Origin of the sequence: Amycolatopsis roodepoortensis (assembly GCF_024628825.1) — a bacterium.
GTDB classification, from domain to species: domain Bacteria; phylum Actinomycetota; class Actinomycetes; order Mycobacteriales; family Pseudonocardiaceae; genus Amycolatopsis; species Amycolatopsis roodepoortensis.
This window is the reverse complement of record NZ_CP102415.1, coordinates 840,805-863,309: the sequence shown is the minus strand read 5'-3', so window position 1 is coordinate 863,309 and position 22,505 is coordinate 840,805. Positions and strand designations below refer to the sequence as shown.

The following is a 22,505-nucleotide window of genomic DNA, read 5'->3' as shown; positions in this document are numbered from 1 at the left end:
GCATTGAACGGTGGAGGCGACCCGATGAACCGCGGCTTTCCCCTGACCCCGGCACAGCAGGGGATCTGGCTCGCGCAGCAGCTCGACCCGGCCGACCCGGTCTACACGATCGGCTGGGTCGTCGAACTGCGCGGCGACGTCGACATCGCCCGCCTGGGTGAAGCCGTCCGGCGGGCGGTCGCGGAGGCGGCGTGTCTCCACGTCACGGTCGAGCTGGACGGCGACACGCCGGTCCAGCGTCCGGTCGCCCCCGGTGAGGTCGCGGTCCTCGACTTCACCGGTGAGCCGGATCCGGAGCGGGCCGCGGACGAGTGGGCGCGGGCCGAGCTCGCCGTGGTGACCGACCCCGCCCGAGGGCCGCTCACCGCGCACACACTGCTCGTCCTGGCCGCCGACCGGGTCCGCTGGTTCCAGCGCTACCACCATCTGGTGATGGACGCGCACGGCCAGGCCGTCCTGACCCGTCGCGCGGCGGCGCACTATTCGGGCACCGCCGAGGAGGTCTCCTGGCCGCTCGCCGGGCTGGCCGAGGTGGACTACGACGCGAAGGCCGACCGCGACCACTGGCTCGGTGAACTCGCGGGCAGGCCCAATCCGGTTCGGCTGCTCGGCCGCGCGTCGTCCGGCCGGGTCCGGCTCCGGCGGCATTCGTGGGAGCTGTCCGCGGCGAACGCCGGTCACCTGCGGAAGTTCGCGCTCGACGCGGGCACGAGGCTGTCCCGGGTGGTGATCGCCGCGGTGGCGGCGTACGCCCATCGGGTGACGGGCGCCGAAGACCTCGTCCTCGGCCTGCCGGTCACCGCTCGGACCACCCGCGCCCTGCGTGAGCGGCCGGGCATGGTCTCCAACGTCCTGCCGTTGCGGCTGACGGTGCGCCCGGAGACGACGCCGGCGCAGCTCGTCGCCCAGGTCGCGGAGAAGGTGTCCGCGCTGCTGGAACACAGCCGGTATCGCGGGGAAGACCTCGCGCGTGAGCTCGGCGCGAGCGGCGGGGTGCACGAACTCGTCGGGCTGAGCGTGAACTACATGGCCGTGGGCGGCGAGCTCGCGTTCGGCGCCGCGAGCGCGACGGTGCACAACCTCGAACTCGGGCCGATCAGCGACGTCGCCATCGCCGTGTACGACGCCGGTGAAGGGCGCGGGCTCCGGTTCGACTTCGACGCGGACGAGGCCGTGTCCTCGGACGAAGAACTCGCCGATCACCGCCGCCGGTTCGCCGCGGTGCTCGACGCCCTGATGGCAGGGCCCGACCTGCCGCTGGCCGCGATCGACCTGCTCTCCGCCGAGGAACGGGCCCGGGTCCTGGCGCTCGGGACGGCGGTCGCGGAGTCGCCGGAGGTGTCCTGGCCCGAGGCGTTCGCCCGGGTCGTCGCGCGGAAGCCGGACGCGGAGGCCGTCGTCTGCGAGGACGTCCGGATGACCTACGCCGAGGTCGACGCCGCCGCCAACCGGCTCGCCCGGCTGTTGCGGCGACGCGGCGTCGGTGACGAGGACGTCGTCGGTGTGGCGATGCCGCGGTCGGCCGATCTCGTCGTCGCGCTGCTCGGCGTGATGAAGGCCGGAGCCGCGTACCTCCCGCTCGACCTCGACCATCCCGAAGATCGCCTCGCGTACATGCTTTCGCACGCGGGTGCGGAGATCGTCGTGTCCACTGTGGAGGAATCCGCGCAGCTGCCGTCCGGTGTGGACGCCGAGCGGATCCTGCTCGACGATCCCGAGACGGCCGCGGAACTCGCGGCGCTCGACTCGTCCACTGTGGACGTGAGCAGGATCGCGCTGAGCCAGGCCGCGTATGTCATCTACACCTCGGGTTCGACGGGAAGGCCGAAGGGCGTGGTCCTGTCCCACGACGGGATCGGCAGCCTGATCAGCACGGCGACCGAACGGATCGGCATCGGCGAGGACAGCCGGGTGGTGCAGTTCGCCTCCACCGGTTTCGACGTGACGGTCTGGGATCTGGTCATGTCGCTGTGCGTCGGCGGGACACTGATCGTGGTCCCGTCGCATCGCCGCGTCGCGGGCGTCGAGCTGACCGGGTACATCGCGGACAACGCGGCGACGCACATGATCCTGCCGCCGTCGCTGGTCGCGGCTTTGCCCTCGGACTGCGAACTGCCGAAGGGCGCGGTGCTGATCGTCGGCACCGAGACCGTGCCGCCGGAACTGATCGCGCGCTGGGCCGAAGACCTGCGGGTCGTCGCCGCGTACGGGCTGACCGAGGCGACGGTGAACTCCACGCTGTGGGCGGCCGAGCCCGGCTGGACCGGGCCGATCCCGATCGGTGTCCCGGACCCGAACACCCGCTGCTACGTCCTCGACACCGCGCTGCGGCCGGTCCCGGTCGGCGTCGAGGGCGAACTGTACGTCGGCGGACGCGGTCTCGCGCGGGGCTACGCGGGCCGTCCGGGGCTGTCGGCGGAACGTTTCGTCGCCGACCCGTTCACCGGCGACGGCGCGCGGATGTACCGCACCGGTGACCGGGTCCGCTGGCGAGCGGACGGGAACCTGGACTTCCTCGGCCGCACCGACCACCAGGTCAAGATCCGCGGGTTCCGGATCGAACCCGGGGAGGTCGAGTCCGCGCTCGCCACGTTCACCGGCGTCGAGCGGATCGCCGTCGTGCCCCGCGAGGTCAAGCCGGGTGACCGGCGGCTGGTGGCGTACGTCGTCCCGGCCCCGGACGGGTCGCCGACGCTGCTCAAGGACCTGCGCGCCCACGCGGAAGCGGCACTGCCGCACTACATGGTGCCGTCGGCGTTCGTGGACCTCGACCGGCTGCCGATCATGCCGAACGGAAAACTCGACCGTACCGCGCTGCCCCTCCCGGACTTCGGCGCGGCCGCCACTGGCCGCGGGCCGCGCACCGAACGCGAGCGGATCCTGTGCGCCGTCGCCGCGCGAGTCCTCGGTCTGACTTCGTTCGGTGCCGACGACGACTTCTTCTCGCTCGGCGGCGACAGCATCCTGTCCATCCGGCTGGTGCTGGGCGCGGCGGAACACGGTCTCGCCATCACCCCGCGTCAGGTGTTCCAGCACCGGACTCCCGAGGCGCTTGCCACCTGTGCGGAGGCCGTCGTCGCCGAGTCCACTGTGGACGAGCGGCCGTTGCTGGAGCTGACCGGCGCCGAGCGGGCGTCGCTCGGCGAGTACGCCGACGTCCTGCCCGTGACGCCGTTGCAGGAAGGGTTCTTCTTCCACGCGGAGTTCGAAGGCGGCCAGGCCGCGGACATCTACACGGTGCAGGAGGTGCTCGACCTCGAAGGTGACGTCGACGCCGGCGCGCTGCGCCGGTCGGCGCAGGCCTTGCTGGACCGGTATTCGTCTTTGCGGTCCGGTTTCCGGCAGCTCGACGGCGGCCAGGTGGTCCAGACGGTGACCCGGCACGCCGAACTTCCCTGGCGCGAGGTGTCCGCCGAAGACGCCGCGGAAGCCTTCGAGGCCGACCGCGCGCGCCGGTTCGACTTCGCCCGGCCGCCGCTGCTACGGGCCACCTTCACCCGGCTCGACGAGCGGCACGCCAAGCTGGCGCTGACGTTCAACCACATCATCGCCGACGGCTGGTCGGTCGTGGTGCTGCTCCGTGAACTGCTGGCAGGTTACGAAGGAGCGGACGCGCTCCCGGAGCAGGACACCCGCGCCGACCACCTGCGGAGGCTCGCGTCCCGTGATCACGAGGCATCGCGCGAGGCCTGGCGCGCGGCACTGTCCGGAGTGGACGAACCCACCCGATTGGTCGATGGCGGGGCCGGAGCGGCGAGACAGCCGTCGCGGCTGCACCTGAACCTCGGCGAGCAGGCGACGAAGGCGTTGTCGGACATGGCTCGCGCGCACGGGCTCACCCTCGGGGCCGTGCTGCACGGCGCGTGGGGTCTCCTGCTCGGCGGGCTCACCGGCCGGGACGACGTGCTGTTCGGCAGCACGGTTTCCGGTCGTGACACCGGCGCCGCCGGTATCGAATCGGCGGTCGGGCTCTACATCAACACGGTGCCGGTGAGGCTGCGCTGGTCGGGAGCCGAGACCGTCGCCGCCGTGCTGCGGCGGCTGCAAGGCGAGCAGGCGGCGTTGCTGGACCACCAGCATCTCGGCCTCGGCGAACTGCAGCGCATCGCCGGTGCCGGGCAGGAAGAACTGTTCGACACCCTCGTGGTCGTCGAGAACTTCCCGCGTGACGACGAACGCGCGTCCGGAACCGTCCGCCTCACCGGCGTCGAGGTCACCGACGCGGTGCACTTCCCGGTCGCGCTGATCGTGACCCCGGGTGAAGACCTGGAGTTCAGCCTCAAGTTCGACGCCGCGCGGATCGACGCGGTCGCGGCAGGTCAGCTCGCCGAGCGGTTCGCGCGCCTGCTGCAGACGCTGACCGCGAACCCCGAACTGCCGGTCGCCGCCCTCGACCTGCTGTCGCCCGCCGAACGCGGCCGTCTGGCCGAGCTCAACGCGACCTCGCATCCGGTGCCCGAGCGGACACTGGCCGAGGCCTTCGCCGAGCAGGTCGCCAAGACGCCGGCCGCGACGGCGGTGATCTTCAGGGACACCGAACTGTCCTATGCGGACCTCGATGCCCGCGCCGAGAACCTGGCTCGCAGGCTGCGTGCCCTGGGCGCCGGTCCCGAAGAGGTCGTCGCCGTCGCTGTGCCGAGGTCGGCCGAGCTGATGGTCGCGCTGCTGGGTGTCCTCAAGGCGGGGGCCGCCTACCTGCCGATCGACCTCGACTACCCGGCCGACCGGCTCGAGTACATGCTCGCCGATTCCGGCGCGCGTTTCGTGCTCTCCGAACCCGGCACGGCCGCGCGGATCCCGGTCGTCGACGGGCTCACGCAGGTCCCCGTCATCGGCGAACCCGTCGACGACGTTCCGGGCTCTGCCGCCGGGCCGGACAACACCGCCTACCTGATCTACACCTCCGGATCGACCGGTCGGCCGAAGGGCGTGGCCGTCACGCATCGCGCGATCGTCAACCGGCTCGCGTGGATGCAGCACGAATACCGGCTCACGGCCGATGACCGAGTGCTGCAGAAGACGCCGTCGAGTTTCGACGTGTCGGTATGGGAGTTCTTCTGGGCGCTGTGCGAAGGCGCCACGGTGGTCCTGGCCGAACCGGACGGTCACCGCGACCCCGCGTATCTCGCGCGGGTGATCCGGGAACGGCGGATCACCACCCTGCATTTCGTCCCGTCCATGCTCGCCGCGTTCCTCGGCAGCGACGAGGTCACCGGCGAACTCGGGTCGTTGCGACGGGTCTTCTCCAGCGGCGAGGCGCTGACCGGCGGGATCGCCGCGCGGTGGCGTTCGCTCACCGGCGTCCCGCTGCACAACCTCTACGGCCCCACCGAGGCGGCCGTCGACGTCACCTTCTTCGCCGGCACAGGTACCGAGGGCGCCACCGTGCCCATCGGCCGCCCCGTGTGGAACACGCGGGTGCACGTCCTCGACGGCTGTCTCCGTCCGGTGCCCGACGGCGTGGCGGGCGAGCTGTATCTCGCCGGCGTCCAGCTGGCCCGCGGCTACCACGGGCGGCCAGGCCTGACCGCCGAACGTTTCGTCGCCGACCCGTTCGGCGAACCCGGGCAGCGGCTGTACCGGACCGGTGACCTGGTGCGGCGCCGCGCCGACGGAGAGGTCGAGTACCTCGGCCGCACCGATCGGCAGGTGAAGATCCGCGGCAACCGGATCGAACTCGGCGAGATCGAAGCGGTCCTCGTCGCGTTGCCGGAGGTCACGGCCGCCACGGTCGTCGCGAAGGACGGCGCGCTCGTCGGTTACGTCGTCGGCGATGCGGACCCGGACCGGCTGCGTGCCGCCGTCAGCGAAGCACTGCCGTCGCCGATGGTCCCGCAGGCCTTCGTCGTGCTCGACGAGTTCCCCTTGACCCCCAGCGGAAAGCTCGACGTCCGCGCTTTGCCCGCGCCCGAGGCCGTCAGGCCCGCGGCCGCGGCCGGGAACGACCGGGAACGGACCCTCGCGCGGATTTTCGCGGACGTCCTCGGCCTGGACTCAGTCGGTGCCGACGGCGACTTCTTCCTGCTGGGCGGCGACAGCATCTCGTCGATCGCCGTGTCGAGCCGCGCCCGGCGGGCCGGGTTCGAGCTGAGCCCCAAGGACGTCTTCGAGCTCCGGACCCCGGCCGCGCTCGCCGCCTCCGCCGCACCTTCCGAGCCGGCCGTCGCCGACGGTGTCGGCGCCCTGCCTCTCCTTCCCGAGGTGCTCAGACTGCGGGAACTCGGCGACGCGATCCAGCCGGAGTCCGTGCTGCTGACCGCGCCCGCCGGGGCCGACGTCGAGACGCTCGCCGCCGCCCTGCAACTCGTGCTCGACCACCACGACGGCCTGCGGCTCGAACTGTCGCGGGTCGCCTCGGTGCTGTGGTCGCTCGAAATCCGTCCACAAGGGACGGTGCAGGCGGCGGAGCTGCTCCGGCACGCGATCGGATCCGTCGAGGACGAGTACCGCGACGCCGTCGACCGGTTGCCGGACACGCTGCTTCAGGCAGTCTGGTTCGACGAGCCGGGCAGGCTGCTCCTGGTCGCGCATCCGGTTTTGCTGGACGCGCGGAGCTGGACGACGCTGGCGGCCGATCTCGCGATCGCCTGGCAGGCCGTGACCGACGGCCGTCCGCCGGTGTTCGCCCCCGTGCGGACGTCGCTGCGGACGTTCGCCCGCCGGATCACCGACGAAGCGCGGGATCCCGCGCTGCTCGGCGAGATCGAGCACTGGGCCGAGACCTTGACGCCCGGCTCCGCCGAGATCCCCGGCGACGTCGTCGAACGTCGCGTCACTCTGTCCATCGAGGACACCCGGACGCTGGTAGGCGCGCTCCCGTCGGCCGTGCACGGCGACGTGACCGCCGTCCTCCTGACGGCGCTGAAAATCGCCGTCGGCGGCGACCTCCTCGTCGATCTTCACAGCAGGGTGGACACCTCGGACACGGTCGGCGCGCTGACGTCGGTCCGCCCGGTGCGGATCACCGCCACCGGCGAACCGCTCGCGCTGCTCAAGGCCGTCAAGGAGACCGTCCGGAAGACACCCGAGGGCTACGGCCCGCTGCGTTACCTCAATGTCCAGACCGGCCCGTTGCTCGCCGGGCTCCCGAAGCCGCGGATCGCGCTGCGCTACGACGGCCGGATCCCGGCCGGGCCGGGGGAATGGCAGGTCGCCGGGCACGCGGCCGTGCCGCCGTCCGGAGACCACGCCCTCCGCATCGGGGTCGCCTGCGAGGAGACCCCGGACGGGCCGCGGCTGACGGCGACGTTCGCGGGCACCGGCGCCGCGCTCGCCGAACGCTGGGCCGCCGCCCTGGTCGATCTCGCGCCGGTGGGCCTCACGCCGTCCGACCTCGAACTCGTGTCGCTGACGCAGGAGGAGATCACCCGCGTGGAGCGGGTCAGCCCGGTGCCGGTCGCCGACGTCTGGCCGTTGTCGCCGTTGCAGGAAGGGCTGTTCTTCCACTCCAGCTACAACTCCGACCGGGTCGACATCTACACGATCCAGGAGGCGATCGACTTCGATCACCGCCTGGACGCCGGCCGGTTGCGGGCGGCGGTCTCCGCGTTGCTCCGGCGGATCCCGAGCCTCGGCGCCGGGTTCACCAGCGACGGCCTGCGCGGACCGGTGCAGTTCGTGGCGGCCGCGGTCGAACCCCCGGTGTCGGAAGTGGACCTTTCTGCCCTTCCCGAAGACGAGCAGCAGGCCAAGCTCGAAGAGCTGATGGCGGAAGACCGCGCGACGCGGTTCGACCTCGGCGCCCCGCCGCTGTTCCGGCTGAAGCTGGTGAGGCTCGGCGACGGACGCGACCGTGTGGTGCTGAACCGGCACCTGCTGCTCTGGGACGGCTGGTCCGCCTGGCTGTTCATCGAGCAGCTGTTCGCGCTGTACGACCTCGGCGGTGACGACCGGGCACTGCCCGCTGCCGGGTCCTATGTGGACTTCCTGCGCTGGCTGGGCCGGCAGGACATCGAGGCGGCCACGAACGCGTGGCGCGAGGCGCTGTCGGGGCTCGCGGAGCCGACGGTCATCGGCCCGGAAGGCCGGGACCTGGTCCCGGCGACCCCGGTCGACCTGGACACCGTGCTCCCGCCCGAACTGGGACGCGCGTTGCGTGAGCAGGCCAGAAGGCACGGCCTGACCGTCAACTCCGTGCTCAACGCCGCCTGGGGCCTGGTCCTGTCGACCATGACCGGGCGCACCGACGTCGTGTTCGGGGCCGCGGTAGCGGGCAGGCCCGCCGCCGTGCCCGAGATCGAGAACACCATCGGCCTGTTCCTCAACACCGTGCCCACCAGGGTGCGGCTCGACGCGGCCGAATCCGTCCTGGACCTGGTGCGACGCTTGCAGTCCGAGCGGATGGACCTGACTCCGTACGAGTTCATGAGCCTCGGTGTCCTGCAACGGGAAGCCGGGCATCGCGTCCTGTTCGACACGCTCTTCGTGCTGCGCAACGCCGACGGCGACGAACGGCGCGACGGTCTGCGTCACCGGCACGGCATCACCGGCCTGCTGAACATCGACGCCACGCACTACCCGCTGACGCTGGTGGTCACGCCGGGCGAGGAGATCCGGATCACGGTGTCCTACCGGGACGACGTGATCGACGCCGCCGAGGCCGCGTCGGTGCTGGACCGGTTCACGTCACTGGTCGCGCAGATGGTCGACGATCCGGCGAAACCGGTCGCCGCGCTGGCGACGGTGTCCGCCGAGGATCGTGCCGCGCTGGAGGCCGGCTGGGCGGAGGCCGAGCATCCCGTCGTCGAGGACACGATCGCGGACCTGCTGGCCGCCCAGGCCGAGCGGACTCCGGACGCGACGGCACTGGTGTTCGGTGCGGAGCAGTTGACCTACGCCGAACTCGACGCGCGCATCAACCGGATGGCCCGCCTGCTGCTGGCGAAGGGCGCCGCACCGGAACAGGTGATCGCGCTCGGGCTGCCGCGGTCGATCGACATGGTGGTCGCGCTGTTCGCCGTGTTGCGGACCGGTGCGGCGTACCTGCCGTTGGAGCTCGACTACCCGGTCGAGCGACTCACGGTGATGCTGGAGGACGCCCGGCCGCTGTGTTTGGTTTCCACCAAGGAGGTCTCGGCGACGATTCCCGGCACCACGCCGCGGATCCTCGTCGACGACCACGAAGACAGGGCGTTCGGCGACGGCCCGATCTCCGACGCCGAACGCCCGCTGTTCGCGCGCGGCCGCGCGGACCGCATGGAGCACCCGGCGTACGTCATCTACACGTCGGGCTCGACCGGCAAGCCCAAGGGCGTGGTCACGCCGTACCGCGGCCTGACGAACATGCAGCTCAACCACCAGGGCGCCATCTTCGCCCCGGCCATCGCGTCGGCGGGCGGGCGGCGGCTGCGGATCGCCCACACCGTGTCGTTCGCCTTCGACATGTCGTGGGAAGAACTGCTGTGGCTCGTGGAAGGGCACGAAGTCCACGTCTGCGACGAGGAACTGCGGCGGGACGCGCGGGCACTCGTGGCGTACTGCGACGAGCACGAGGTCGACGTCGTCAACGTGACGCCGACGTACGCGCATCTGCTGATCGAGGAGGGGCTGCTCGACGGGCACCGGCCCGCGCTGGTACTGCTCGGCGGCGAAGCGGTGTCCGAGTCGGTGTGGAACCGGCTGCGTGACACCGACGGGACCTACGGCTACAACCTGTACGGCCCCACCGAATACACGATCAACACGCTCGGCGGCGGCACGACCGACAGCGACACCCCGACCGTCGGCAAGCCGATCTGGAACACGCGCGCCTACATCGTCGACGCGTGGCTCCGGCCGGTCCGCGACGGTGTCGCGGGTGAGCTCTACATCGCGGGCGAGGGCCTTGCCCGCGGCTACCTCGGCCGTCCCGGCCTGACCGCCGAACGGTTCGTCGCCGACCCGTTCGTGCCCGGTGGCGGGCGGATGTACCGCACCGGTGACCTGGTGCGCCGCCGTCCGGACGGCAATCTCGACTTCCTCGGCCGCACCGACGACCAGGTCAAGATCCGGGGCTACCGCGTCGAACTCGGCGAGATCGAGACCGCGCTCAGCCGGTACCCGGAGGTCGCGCAGGCCGCCGTCATCGCGCGGCCGGACCCGTCGGCGCCCGGACTTCAGCGGCTCATCGGGTACGTCGTCCCGGCCGAGCTGAGCGGGGACGCGCGCGCCGAGGCCGAAGCCGACCAGGTCGGCGAATGGCAGCAGATCTACTCCGACGAGTACACCGAGATCCCGACGGCGTTGTTCACGGAGGACTTCGCGGGCTGGGACTCCAGCTACGACGGCGAGCCGATCCCGCTGGAGCACATGCGGGAATGGCGACGGGCGACCGTCGACCGCATCGCCGAGCTGAAGCCGGAACGGGTGCTGGAGATCGGCGTCGGCACCGGTCTGCTCATGGGGCAGATCGCTCCGCTGGTCCAGGAATACTGGGGCACCGACCTCGCCGCGCCGGTGATCGCGAAGCTGAACCGCGAGCTGGAGCAGGATCCCGCGCTGGCGGCCAAGGTGAATCTGCGCGCCCAGCCGGCGCACGTGTTCGACGGCCTGCCCGCCGGCCGGTTCGACACGATCGTGATCAACTCCGTCATCCAGTACTTCCCGAGCGTCGACTATCTGACCGACGTGATCACGAAGGCGATCGGCCTGCTCGCGCCCGGGGGCGCGCTGTTCGTCGGCGACGTCCGCAACCTGCGGCTCGCCCGCGCCTTCCACTCCGCTATCCAGCTCACCCGCGCCGACGCGACCTCCGACGTCGCCCAGGTGCGGCGCGCGATCGAACGCGGTGCCGCGCTGGAGAAGGAACTGCTGATCGACCCGGACTACTTCACCACGCTCGCGCGGCGGCTTCCGGACGTCGCCGCGCAGGTCCGGATCAAACGGGCCCGGCTGCACAACGAGCTGAGCCGGTACCGCTACGACGCGGTGCTCGTCAAGGAACCCGCCGAGACGGTGTCGGTCGCTCAGGCGCCACGCCTGTCATGGGACGAAGTAGGTTCCCTGGCCGCACTGGAGAAGCGTCTTCCCGGCGTGGAAACGCTTCGGGTGAGTCGGATCCCGGATGCCCGGCAGGCGCCGGAGGTCGAGGCGACGCGTGCGCTGGACGCCGGTGCGCCGCTCGTCGACGTCCTCGCGGTCTTCGGTTCCTCCTGTGGTGTGGAGCCCGAGGACGTGCACGAACTCGGCGACCGGCTCGGGTTCCGGGTGTACTGCACGTGGTCGGCCGAGGGCGCGTTCGAGGCCGTGTTCGTCCACAAGGGACAGACGGAAGCGCTGGTCACCGGGGTGCATCAGCCGGTTTCGTTCGGCACGAACCTGGCCAAGTACGCCACGAGCCCGACGGCGGCCCGCGGCGGCGGCGAACTGGTGCAGCGCCTGCGGGACAGGCTCAAGACGGAACTGCCGGACTACATGGTCCCGGCCGCTTTCGTCACGCTGGGCGCGCTGCCGCTGACCGACAACGGCAAGCTCAACACGCGGGCGCTCCCGGACGCCGAGCAGACGGTGCGGCTCGCCGAAAGCCGTCCGGCCGAGACCGCCGAGGAGGAGACGCTGTGCGCGCTCTTCGGCGAGGTCCTCGGTGTGGAGGGGGTCGGCGTCGAGGACAACTTCTTCGATCTCGGCGGCCATTCCCTGCTCGCCACCCGGCTCATCAGCCGGGCCAGGACCGAACTAGGCGCCGAACTGGCCATCCGCGACCTGTTCGAGGCGCCGACAGTGGCCGAGCTGGCCGCACGCGCGGGCAGTGGCGAACCGGCGCGCCCGGCGGTGGTCCGCGCCGAGCGTCCCGACCGCATCCCGCTTTCGGCGGCCCAGCGCAGCCTTTGGCTCGTGGATCGGATGGAAGCGAACGCGGTCGCGTACAACTTCCCGCTGACCTTCCGCCTGCGCGGTGCCCTGGACCTCGACGCGCTACGTGCGGCGCTCGGCGACGTGCTCGGCAGGCACGAGGTCCTGCGGACCGTGCTCGCCGAGCACGATGGGGAGCCCTACCAGCGCGTTCTCGACGCGCCGGAGATCCCGTTCGCCGTCGAAGAGTGCGACGAGGAGGGCCTGGCCGCGCGGATCGCCGGACTTTCGCGGACCCCGTTCGACCTGGCTGCGGAAATCCCGGTCCGGCTGCGGGTCCTGCGCCTCGGCGAGGGTGACCAGGTGATCTCGCTGGTCCTGCACCACAGCGCGACCGACGAATGGTCGGACCGGCCGTTCCTGGACGACCTGACCTCGGCCTATCGGGCCCGGCTGACCGGCGAAGCTCCCTTGTGGACGGACCTGCCGGTGCAGTACGCAGACTTCGCGTTGTGGCAGAGGGACTTCCTCGACCAGCGCGGAGCCGATCAGGTCGCCTTCTGGGCCGAATCCCTGCGCGGCGCGCCGGAAGAGCTGACCTTGCCGCTGGACCGCCCCCGTCCGCTCCAGCCGACGGGCAAGGGCGGCAAGGTCAAGTCCCCGCTGTCCGAGGAACTGTCGGCCGCTGTGCGCGACTTGGCGGCGAAGGCGGGTGCGAGCCCGTTCATGGTGCTTCAGGCGGCGGTGGCCGCCTTGCTGCACCGGACCGGCGCCGGGGACGACATCCCGCTGGGCGCGCCGATCGCCGGACGCACCGACGCGGCGCTCGACGACCTCGTCGGGTTCTTCGTGAACACGCTGGTGCTGCGGACCGATCTGTCCGGCGAGCCGACGTTCGCCGGTCTGCTCGACCGGGTCCGAGAGGCGGACCTCGCCGCGTTCTCGCACGGCGATCTGCCGTTCGAGCGTGTGGTCGAGGAGCTGCACCCGCCGCGCGTACCGGGGCGCAACCCGCTCTTCCAGGTGATGGTGGGTTACCACCGGCAGAGCGACGCGCGCGACGTACTCGGGCTGCCCGCCGAGTGGTTCGAGATGGACACCGGCATGGCGAAGTTCGACCTGCACTTCACGATGGTCGACGACGGAACCACCGCGACGCTGATGCTGGAGTACGCCGAGGACCTCGCCGACGAGACGACGGCCGAGCGTCTGCTGACCCGGCTGACGTCCCTGCTGGAGCAGGTCACGGCCGAACCGGAGCGGCCCGTCGCGGCGCTCGACGTCCTCGTCGGCGACGAACCCGCGCGGATCACGGAGTGGAACCGCACGGCTCGTGAGGTCCCGGTCGCGACGTTGCCGGAGTTGTTCGAGGCGCAGGTGGCGCGGACACCGGACGCTCCCGCTGTGGTGTTCGAAGGCTCGGAACTGTCCTACGCCGAGTTCGACGCGCGGGCGAATCGGTTGGCGCGGTGGCTGGTCGAGCAGGGTGTCGGCGCGGAGTCGGTGGTGGCGGTGTCGTTGCCGCGGTCGCTCGATCTCGTGGTCGCGCTGTACGCCGTGCACAAGGCCGGTGGCGCCTATCTGCCGGTCGACCGTGACTATCCGGCCGATCGCATCGCGTTCATGCTCGAAGACGCGGCGCCTGCGGTCGTTCTGGACGAGTTGCCTGCGCTGGACGGGTATTCCGGTGAGCGTCTGGGCCGGGTGGTGGATCCGTCGTCTCCGGCGTACGTGATCTACACGTCCGGCTCGACCGGTCGCCCCAAGGGGGTCGTGGTGCCTCACCAGGGCATCGTGAACCGATTGCAGTGGATGCAGGACGAGTACGGCCTGACGGCCGATGACCGGGTGTTGCAGAAGACGCCGTCGAGTTTCGACGTGTCGGTGTGGGAGTTCTTCTGGCCGCTGATCACCGGCGCCACGCTGGTGGTCGCCAAACCCGAGGGGCACAAGGACCCGGCGTACCTCGCCGAGCTGATCCGCACCGCCGGGATCACCACCGTCCACTTCGTCCCGTCGATGCTCGCGCTGTTCCTGGAGACCGCGACGTGTGCGGGCCTGCGGCGCGTGATCTGCAGTGGCGAGGCGCTGCCGTCCGAGCTGGCGGCCCGCGTGGACGTGCCGCTGTACAACCTCTACGGACCGACCGAAGCGTCCGTCGACGTGACCGCTTGGCGAGCCGGTGCCGAGACCACGCCGTCGGTCCCGATCGGGCGTCCGGTGTGGAACACGCGGACGTACGTGCTGGACGCGCGGCTGAACCCGGTCCCGCCAGGGGTCCCCGGTGAGCTCTACCTCGCCGGCGTGCAGCTCGCTCGCGGGTACCTGGCCAGGCCGGGGCTGACCGCCGAGCGGTTCGTCGCCGACCCGTTCGGTGGCCCGGGGGAGCGGATGTACCGCACCGGGGACCTCGCGCGCTGGTCGGACGACGGCGTGCTGGAGTTCCTGGGCCGCGTCGACGACCAGGTCAAGATCCGCGGCTTCCGGGTCGAACTCGGTGAGGTCCAAGCCGCCTTGAGCGCGTTCGTCACACGCGCTGTGGTCGTCGCCCGCGAAGACCGGTTGGTCGCCTACGTCGTCGGGTCCGCCGACGGCCTGCGGGAGTCATTGGCGGCGAAGCTGCCGGAGCACATGGTGCCGTCGGCGTTCGTCGTGCTCGACGAGATCCCGCTGACCCCGAACGGCAAACTCGACCGCAAGGCCCTGCCCGCGCCGGAGTTCGCGACCAGCGAAGGCCGCGAGCCCCGGAACGCGCGGGAAGAGGCCCTGTGTGCGCTGTTCGCCGACGTGCTCGGTGTCGAGCGGGTCGGGATCGACGACGGGTTCTTCACGCTCGGCGGGCATTCGCTGCTGGTGATGCGCCTGGTCAGCCGGATCTCGGCGAGTCTCGGCGCCACGGTCTCGGTCCGCGACGTCTTCGACGCCCCGACCGTCGCCGCGCTGGCCGAACGGCTCGCGGACCCGTCCACGCAGCCGGTCCTGAGGGCCGGGAAGCGGCCGGACGTGCTGCCGCTTTCGCCCGCGCAGCAACGGTTGTGGTTCCTGTACCGGCTCGAAGGGACCACGGCCACCTACAACATCCCGCTCGCCTGGCGCCTGCACGGCGAACTGGACGTGGACGCGCTGCGCGCGGCTATCGGCGACCTCGTCGAGCGGCACGAACCACTCCGGACCGTGTTCGCCGAAGAGAACGGTGTCGCGGCGCAGCGGATCCTGGCCGACGCACGTCCGGAGGTCCGTTTCGAGGAAGCCGGTGACCTTCCGGCGCAGTTGTCCGCCGAGGCCGGTCGAGGGTTCGCGCTCGACGAGGAACTCCCGATCCGGGCCACGGTCTTCGCCGTCTCGCCGCGGGAACACGTCCTGCTGCTGGTGATCCATCACGTGGCGACGGACGAGTGGTCACAAGGGCCGCTCATGGCGGACCTCGCCACGGCGTACAAGGCTCGTGCGGCGGGCATCGCTCCACAGTGGACTGAACTGCCCGTCCAGTACGCGGATTACGCCCTGTGGCAACGGGAACTGCTCGATTCGACAGCGCCTCAGCACCTCGGCTTCTGGCGGGAAGCGCTGGCAGGTCTGCCGGACGAGCTGGCTCTGCCTGTCGACCGTCCCCGTCCGGCGGAGTCGAGCCACCGTGGTGGTCTCGTCACCTTCCCGATCGACGGCGGGCTCACCGAACGCCTGCGCGTGGTCGCCCGGCAGCACGACGTCAGCATGTTCATGCTGGCGCAGGCCGCGGTCGCGGCCTTGTTGCACCGGCTCGGCGCCGGGGACGACATCCCGCTCGGCGCGCCGAGTTCCGGCCGCGTCGACGAACGGCTGGAGCCGCTGATCGGCTTCTTCGTCAACTCGCTGGTGCTGCGCACCGACCTGTCCGGGAACCCGGCGTTCGGTGACCTGCTCTCCCGGGTGCGTGCGACGGACCTCGCCGCCTTCGAACACCAGGACCTGCCGTTCGAGCGCCTGGTCGACGCGGTCAACCCGGAACGTTCGCTGGCCAGGCACCCGCTGTTCCAGGTGATGGTGGTCTACCTACCCGAAGCCGAGGACTCGCTGAAGCTGCCCGGCCTCCGCGCGGAGCAGGAGGAGTTTGCGCAGGGCGTCGCCAAGTTCGACCTCGAGTTCGGGTTCCTGGAGAACGGCAGTGACACTGGCGGGATCTCGGGTGCCGTCGAGTACAGCGCCGATCTGTTCGACCACGCCACGGCCGAATCGTTCGCGCGGCGGCTGGTCGCCGTTCTGGAGCAGGTGGCCGCCGATCCGGTGATCCCAGTCGGCGAGCTCGACGTCCTCGGCGAGGACGAGCGCACCCAGCTCGGGCGCTGGAACGACACCGCGCACGACGTCCCGGCGACCACGCTGCCGGAGTTGTTCGAGGCGCAGGTGGCGCGGACGCCGGACGCTCCCGCTGTGGTGTTCGAGGGCGCCGAGCTGTCTTACGCCGAGTTCGACGCGCGGGCGAATCGGTTGGCGCGGTGGCTGGTCGAGCAGGGTGTGGGTGCCGAGTCGGTGGTGGCGGTGTCGTTGCCGCGGTCGCTCGATCTCGTGGTCGCGCTGTATGCCGTGCACAAGGCCGGTGGCGCCTATCTGCCGGTCGACCGTGACTATCCGGCCGATCGCATCGCGTTCATGCTCGAAGACGCCGTGCCCGCGGTCGTTCTGGACGAGCTGCCTGCTTTGGACGGGTATTCCGGTGAGAGTCTGCGACGGGTGGTGGATCCGGCGTCTCCGGCGTATGTGATCTACACGTCGGGTTCGACCGGCCGCCCCAAGGGTGTGGTGGTGCCGCATTCCGGCATCGTGAACCGTCTGTTGTGGATGCAGGACGAGTACGGCCTGTCGGCCGATGATCGGGTGTTGCAGAAGACGCCGTCGAGTTTCGACGTGTCGGTGTGGGAGTTCTTCTGGCCGCTGACCACCGGCGCGACCCTGGTCGTCGCCAAACCGGACGGCCACCGCGATCCTGCATATCTCGAAGCGCTGATCCGCGACGAGCGGATCACGACGCTGCACTTCGTCCCGTCGATGCTGGAGGCGTTCCTCGCCGAAGAGCCGGAATGGCATGGCGTCCGCCGAGTCCTGTGCAGTGGCGAGGCGCTGCCGCCGGAACTGGCGGCTCGCGTGGACGTCCCGCTGCACAACCTCTACGGGCCGACAGAGGCATCAGTGGACGTGACCTCGTGGGAGGTCGTCGATGACGCTGTCCCCATCGGACGTCCGGTGTGGAACACCCAGGTCCACGTGCTCGACTCCCGGCTACGACCGGTTCCGCCGGGCGTGGCGGGGGAGCTGTACCTGGCGGGCAGCCAACTCGCGCGCGGCTATCTCGGCCGGGCCGGGCTGACCGCCGAGCGGTTCGTGGCGAATCCGTTCGCGGCCGGGGAGCGGATGTACCGCACGGGCGACCTCGCGCGCTGGCGGACCGACGGCGCGCTCGATTATCTCGGCCGGGCCGACGACCAGGTCAAACTGCGCGGCTTCCGGATCGAGCTGGGCGAGATCGAGTCCGTGCTCTCCGCACGCGTGGTCCTGCGCGACGGCAGGCTCATCGCCTACCTGACCGGGGAGGCGGACGTCGAAGAGGTCCGGCGGCTGGCCGAGGCCACACTGCCGGAGTACATGGTGCCGTCGGCGTTCGTGGTGCTGGACGCGTACCCGTTGACGCCCAACGGGAAGCTCGACCGTAAGGCGCTGCCCGCCCCGGACTTCTCCGGCGAGGTCACCGGCGATGCCCCGCGCACCCCACGCGAGGAACTGCTCGCGTCGCTCGTCGCCGGTGTGCTCGGCCTGGACAAGGTGGGTATCCACGACGACTTCTTCCGCCTCGGCGGGGACAGCATCGTCGCGATGCAGCTGGTCGGCCGCGTGCGGAGCGCCGGGCTGCTGCTGAGCCCGCGTGACGTCTTCCGGCACCGGACCGTCGCGGCACTGGCCGAGGTTAGCTCGGTGCGGCTCGACGCGCCGACGACCAGGAAGCCGTTGGTGGAGCTCGACGCGGCCGAACAGGCGGAGATCCTCGACATCGCGCCGGACACGGCCGAGGTATGGCCGCTGACGCCGTTGCAGGCCGGGCTGTTCTTCCACGCGACGATGGACGGCGGCGGACCCGACGTCTACACCGTCCAGGTGTCCTTCGATCTCGACGGGCCGCTCGATCCGGCGCGACTGCGTGACGCCGCGCAGTCGCTCGTGGACCGGCACGCCATCCTGCGCACCGGCTACCGGTACCTCGCGTCCGGCCGCCCTGTCGCGCTGGTGGCGCGTTCGGTCACCGTTCCGTGGCGTTTCTTGGCTTCGGCGGACGACGCCGAGGCGGAGTCGGCGCACGAACGGCGCCGGTTCGACCCGGCCGCCGCGCCACTGCTGCGGTTCCTGCTCCTGGCCTTGCCGGACGGACGGCACCGGCTGGTGTTCACCCACCAGCACGTGCTGCTCGACGGATGGTCGGTGCCGCAGCTGTTCGCCGAGCTGTCCCAGCTGTACGCCGGGGCCGAGCCGGCGCCCGTCCGCCAGTTCCGCGACCATCTCGGCTGGCTCGGGGAACAGGACCGGGAGGCCGCCGAAACCGCGTGGCGGCAGGCACTCGACGGCCTGACCGAGCCGACGCATCTCGTCCCGCACGACCCGCAGCGGGTCCCGGCCCTGCCGGAACGGTTGTCGCTGGAACTGCCGGAGCAGGCGACCGAGGCACTGTCCACAGTGGCCCGCTCGCGGGGTCTGACGCTGAACACGCTCGTCCAGACCGCGTGGAGCATCGTGCTTGGCAGGCTGACCAACCGGTCGGACGTCGTGTTCGGCGCGACGGTCGCCGGGCGCCCGCCCGAGCTGGCCGGGGTCGAGCGGATGATCGGCCTGTTCATCACCACGATCCCGGTGCGGATCGCGCTCGACCCGGCCGAAAAGCTGGGCGACCTGCTCGACCGGGTCCAGGACGAGCAGTCCGCTTTGCTGGCACACCAGCACTTCGGGCTCGCCGACATCCAGCGCGTCGCCGGGCTGGGGGAGCTGTTCGACACGCTGATGGTGTTCGAGAGCTACCCCGGCGCTGACGAGGACGAGACCGGTGCCGGGTTGCGCGGGGAGATCGTGCGCCACGAGGACTCCACGCACTATCCGCTCACCTGGGCGGTGGAACCCGGCACACGGCTGAAGCTCACCGCCGAGTACCGCTCCGACCTGTTCGACGCCGGCCTGCCGGAGCGGCTTCTCCCCGCGATGGAACGCGTGCTCGCCGCGATGGTGTCCGATGTGGACGCACCCGTCGGCAGGGTCGACATCCTGGCCGAGGCCGACCTCGACCTGATCGTGCGGGAATGGAACGACACGGCGCTCGCCGTCGAACCGTCCACTGTGGCCGGTCTGTTCGAGGACCAGGTGCGGCGTTCGCCGGACGCGACGGCGGTGGTGTCGGGCGAGGTCGCCTTGACCTTCGCCGAACTCAACGAGCGCGCCAACCGGCTCGCCAGGGCCTTGGTCGCCCACGGCGTGTGGCCCGAGGATTTCGTCGCCTTGGCGCTGCCGCGTTCGGCGGACGTGCTGCTGGCGATCCTCGCGGTCCACAAGGCAGGGGCGGCGTACCTGCCGCTCGACCCGGACTACCCGGCCGAGCGGCTGGCCGCGATGCTCGCCGACGCGCGGCCCAAGGTGATCCTGACCGAGCCCGAGCTGCTGGAGTCGTTGCCCCGGACCGAGATCGAGACACTGGCGCTGTGCGCGCTCGTCACCGAGGACCGGCAGGCGCACGACCTGACCGACCGTGACCGGATCCGCCCGCTCGACCCGGAACATCCGGCGTACGTGATCTACACGTCCGGCTCCACCGGGACACCCAAGGGGGTCGTCGTCCCGCATCGCGGCGTGGTGAACCTGTTCCACAGTCACCGCGCCACCCTGCACCGGCCCGCGGTCGAGGCCACCGGCAAACCACACCTGCGGGTGGGACACGCGTGGTCGTTCTCCTTCGACGCGTCCTGGCAGCCACAGCTGTGGCTGCTCGACGGGCACGCCGTGCATATCGTGGACGAGGAGACCCGGCGCGACCCCGAACTGCTGGCCGCGATGATCGAGCGGGACGGCTTCGACTTCATCGAGGTCACCCCGTCGTTCTTCGCGCAGATGGCGGACGCGGGGCTGCTCGACGGCGACCGGTGCCCGCTCGCCGTGATCGGTGTCGGCGGTGAGGCGGTGCCCGAGAGTCTGTGGCGTCGCCTGGCCACTTTGGACGGAACCGAGGCCTTCAACCTGTACGGCCCCACCGAGTCCACAGTGGACGCACTGGTCGCGAGGATCGGCGACAGCGAGAAGCCGCTGGTCGGCAGACCGGTCGCGAACACCCGCGCGTACGTGCTGGACGCGGCGCTGCGGCCGGTGCCGCCCGGAGTCACCGGGGAGCTGTACCTCGCCGGTTCCGGGCTCGCCCGGGGATACCTCGGTCGGGCGGCGCTGACGTCCGAGCGGTTCGTGGCGGATCCGTTCGGCCCGGCGGGAGCCCGGATGTACCGCACCGGTGATCTGGCCCGCTGGACCGCGGACGGGCGGCTGGACTTCGGCGGGCGCGCCGACGACCAGGCGAAGATCCGCGGCTTCCGGGTCGAACCCGGCGAGGTCGAGGCCGTGCTCGAACGGCACGAGAACGTCACGCAGGCGGTCGTCCTGGTGCGTGAGGACCGGCCGCGGGTCAAGCAACTGGTGGCGTACGTGGTGTCCACTGTGGATCGGGAGGAGCTGCGGCGGTTCGCGGCCGAGGCGCTGCCGGACTACATGGTGCCGGCGGCGTTCGTCTCGCTCGACGCGCTTCCCGTGCTGTCCAACGGAAAGCTGGACCGCAAGGCGCTGCCCGCGCCGGACTACACGGAACTGGCAGGTGGACGGGCGCCCGAGACCGACCGGGAGAAGGCGCTGTGCGCGCTCTTCGCCGAGGTGCTCGACGTGCCGGAACTCGGCGCCGACGACGACTTCTTCGCCCTCGGCGGGGACAGCATCGTCGCGATGCGGCTGGTCAGCCGGGCGCGCGCGGCCGGACTGAAGATCACGCCGCACGACGTGTTCGCGCGCCGGACGGTCGAGGCGCTGGCCGAGGTCGCCGAGAGCATCGAGGACGACGGCACGGTCGCGCTCACGCCGATCATGCACGCGCTGCGCGAACTCGGCGGCCCGATCGGCGGTTACCACCAGGCGGCGTTGCTGCGGACGCCGTCCGGGATGACCGCTGACCAGCTGAACACCGTGCTCGGCGCGGTCGTCGCGCGGCACGACATGCTGCGAGCGCGGCTCGACCGATCGGTGGACGGCTGGTCACTCCGGGTGGCCGAATCCGTCGATGTCCACATCGAACGCGTGGAGATCGAAGGCGATCTGCCCGCTCTCATCGAGCGGCACGCGGAGCCGGCTCGTGCCCGGCTGGACCCGGACGCGGGCGTGATGCTGAGCGCGACGTGGTTCGACGCCGGATCGGCCGAGCCAGGCCGGTTGCTGCTGATGATCCATCACCTGGCCGTCGACGGTGTGTCGTGGCGGATCCTGTTGCCGGACCTCGCTTCCGCCTGGGATGCGGTCGCGCACGGCGGGGTGCCGGAGCTGTCTTCTGTGGACACCTCGTTCCGGAGATGGTCGCGTGCTCTGTCCGCCCAGGACCGCACCGGCGAGCTGGATCGCTGGAAGTCGGTACTGGGCGGCGGGGATCCGATCCCGCTGGACCGGCCGCTCGACCCCGCGCGGGACGTGGCGGCGACCGTGAAGAAGGTGTCGCTGACGTTGCCCGCCGAGCGGACGGCCCCGCTGCTGTCCCGTGCGACCATCAACGACGTTCTGCTCACCGGTCTCGCCCTCGCCGTCACCCGGTGGCGCCGGGACGGGGGACGGGCGGTGCTGGTCGACGTCGAAGGGCACGGCCGCGAGGAGGAACTCGCTGGTGGCGCGGATCTGTCGCGGACGGTCGGCTGGTTCACCAGCGTCGTCCCGGTGTGTCTGGACCTGGGCGACCTCGACGTCGACGACGCGTTCGCCGGCGGTGCCGCCGCCGGGGAGGCGCTCGAACGGGTCCGGGCGCATCTCGACGGGCTGCCGGACGGCGGTATCGGGCACGGTCTGCTCCGATATCTCGACCCGCGCACCGGCCCTGAGCTCGCGAAGTTCGAGAAGCCGCAGATCGAGTTCAACTACCTGGGCCGGATCGGTATCCCCGAGGCGACCGACTGGTCGTACGCCGCGGAGGCCGAGGCGGCCGAACTCGGCCCTGACGACGGGATGCCGGTCTCGCACGCGCTGACGGTCAACGTCGTCACCGAGGACCGCCCCGGCGGCCCCGAACTGGCCGCACACTGGTCCTGGCCGGAGGCCGTGCTCACCGAAGACTCGGTGCGGGAACTCGCGGAAGGCTGGTTCCTCGCACTGGACGCGCTCATCCGCCGGGCTGATTCACCGGCCACGAAGAAGGAGAACAAGGAATGACGAACCCGTTCGAGAACCCCGACGGCACGTACCTGGTGCTGGTCAACGACGAGGGCCAGCACAGCCTGTGGCCCGAGTTCGTCGAGGTCCCGGCGGGCTGGACGACGAAGTTCGGCCCCGCGTCGCGTCCGGAGTGCCTCGAATACGTCGAGACCAACTGGACGGACCTGCGGCCCGCTTCGCTCGTCAAGGCCATGGAGTCCTGACCCGCTTCAGTCCGTGAAGGCCTCCTTGTCGCTCAAGGGGGTCTTCACGGACTTGCGTTGTTCAGAATCCGGCCATAGAAC

Annotated in this window: 2 protein-coding genes; both read left to right on the top strand. The window is 71.0% G+C overall.

The annotated features are described in order from the left end of the window. Nucleotides 1-24: 24 nt before the first annotated feature. Nucleotides 25-22,218: a non-ribosomal peptide synthase/polyketide synthase gene (locus NQK81_RS04195; RefSeq protein ID WP_257487108.1), complete on the top strand. Its 22,194-nt coding sequence runs from the start codon at nt 25-27 to the stop codon at nt 22,216-22,218. Next, on the top strand, nt 22,215-22,424 hold the full coding sequence (locus tag NQK81_RS04190) for an MbtH family protein (RefSeq protein WP_007029404.1): 210 nt from the start codon (nt 22,215-22,217) through the stop codon (nt 22,422-22,424). The genes NQK81_RS04195 and NQK81_RS04190 overlap by 4 nt, the downstream gene beginning before the upstream one ends. Nucleotides 22,425-22,505 lie beyond the last annotated feature (81 nt).

What these genes read in the sequence shown, in the direction of transcription:
- NQK81_RS04195 (WP_257487108.1), top strand. Translation starts at nt 25, where the DNA reads ATGAACCGCGGCTTTCCCCTGACCCCGGCACAGCAGGGGATCTGGCTC.
- NQK81_RS04190 (WP_007029404.1), top strand. Translation starts at nt 22,215, where the DNA reads ATGACGAACCCGTTCGAGAACCCCGACGGCACGTACCTGGTGCTGGTC.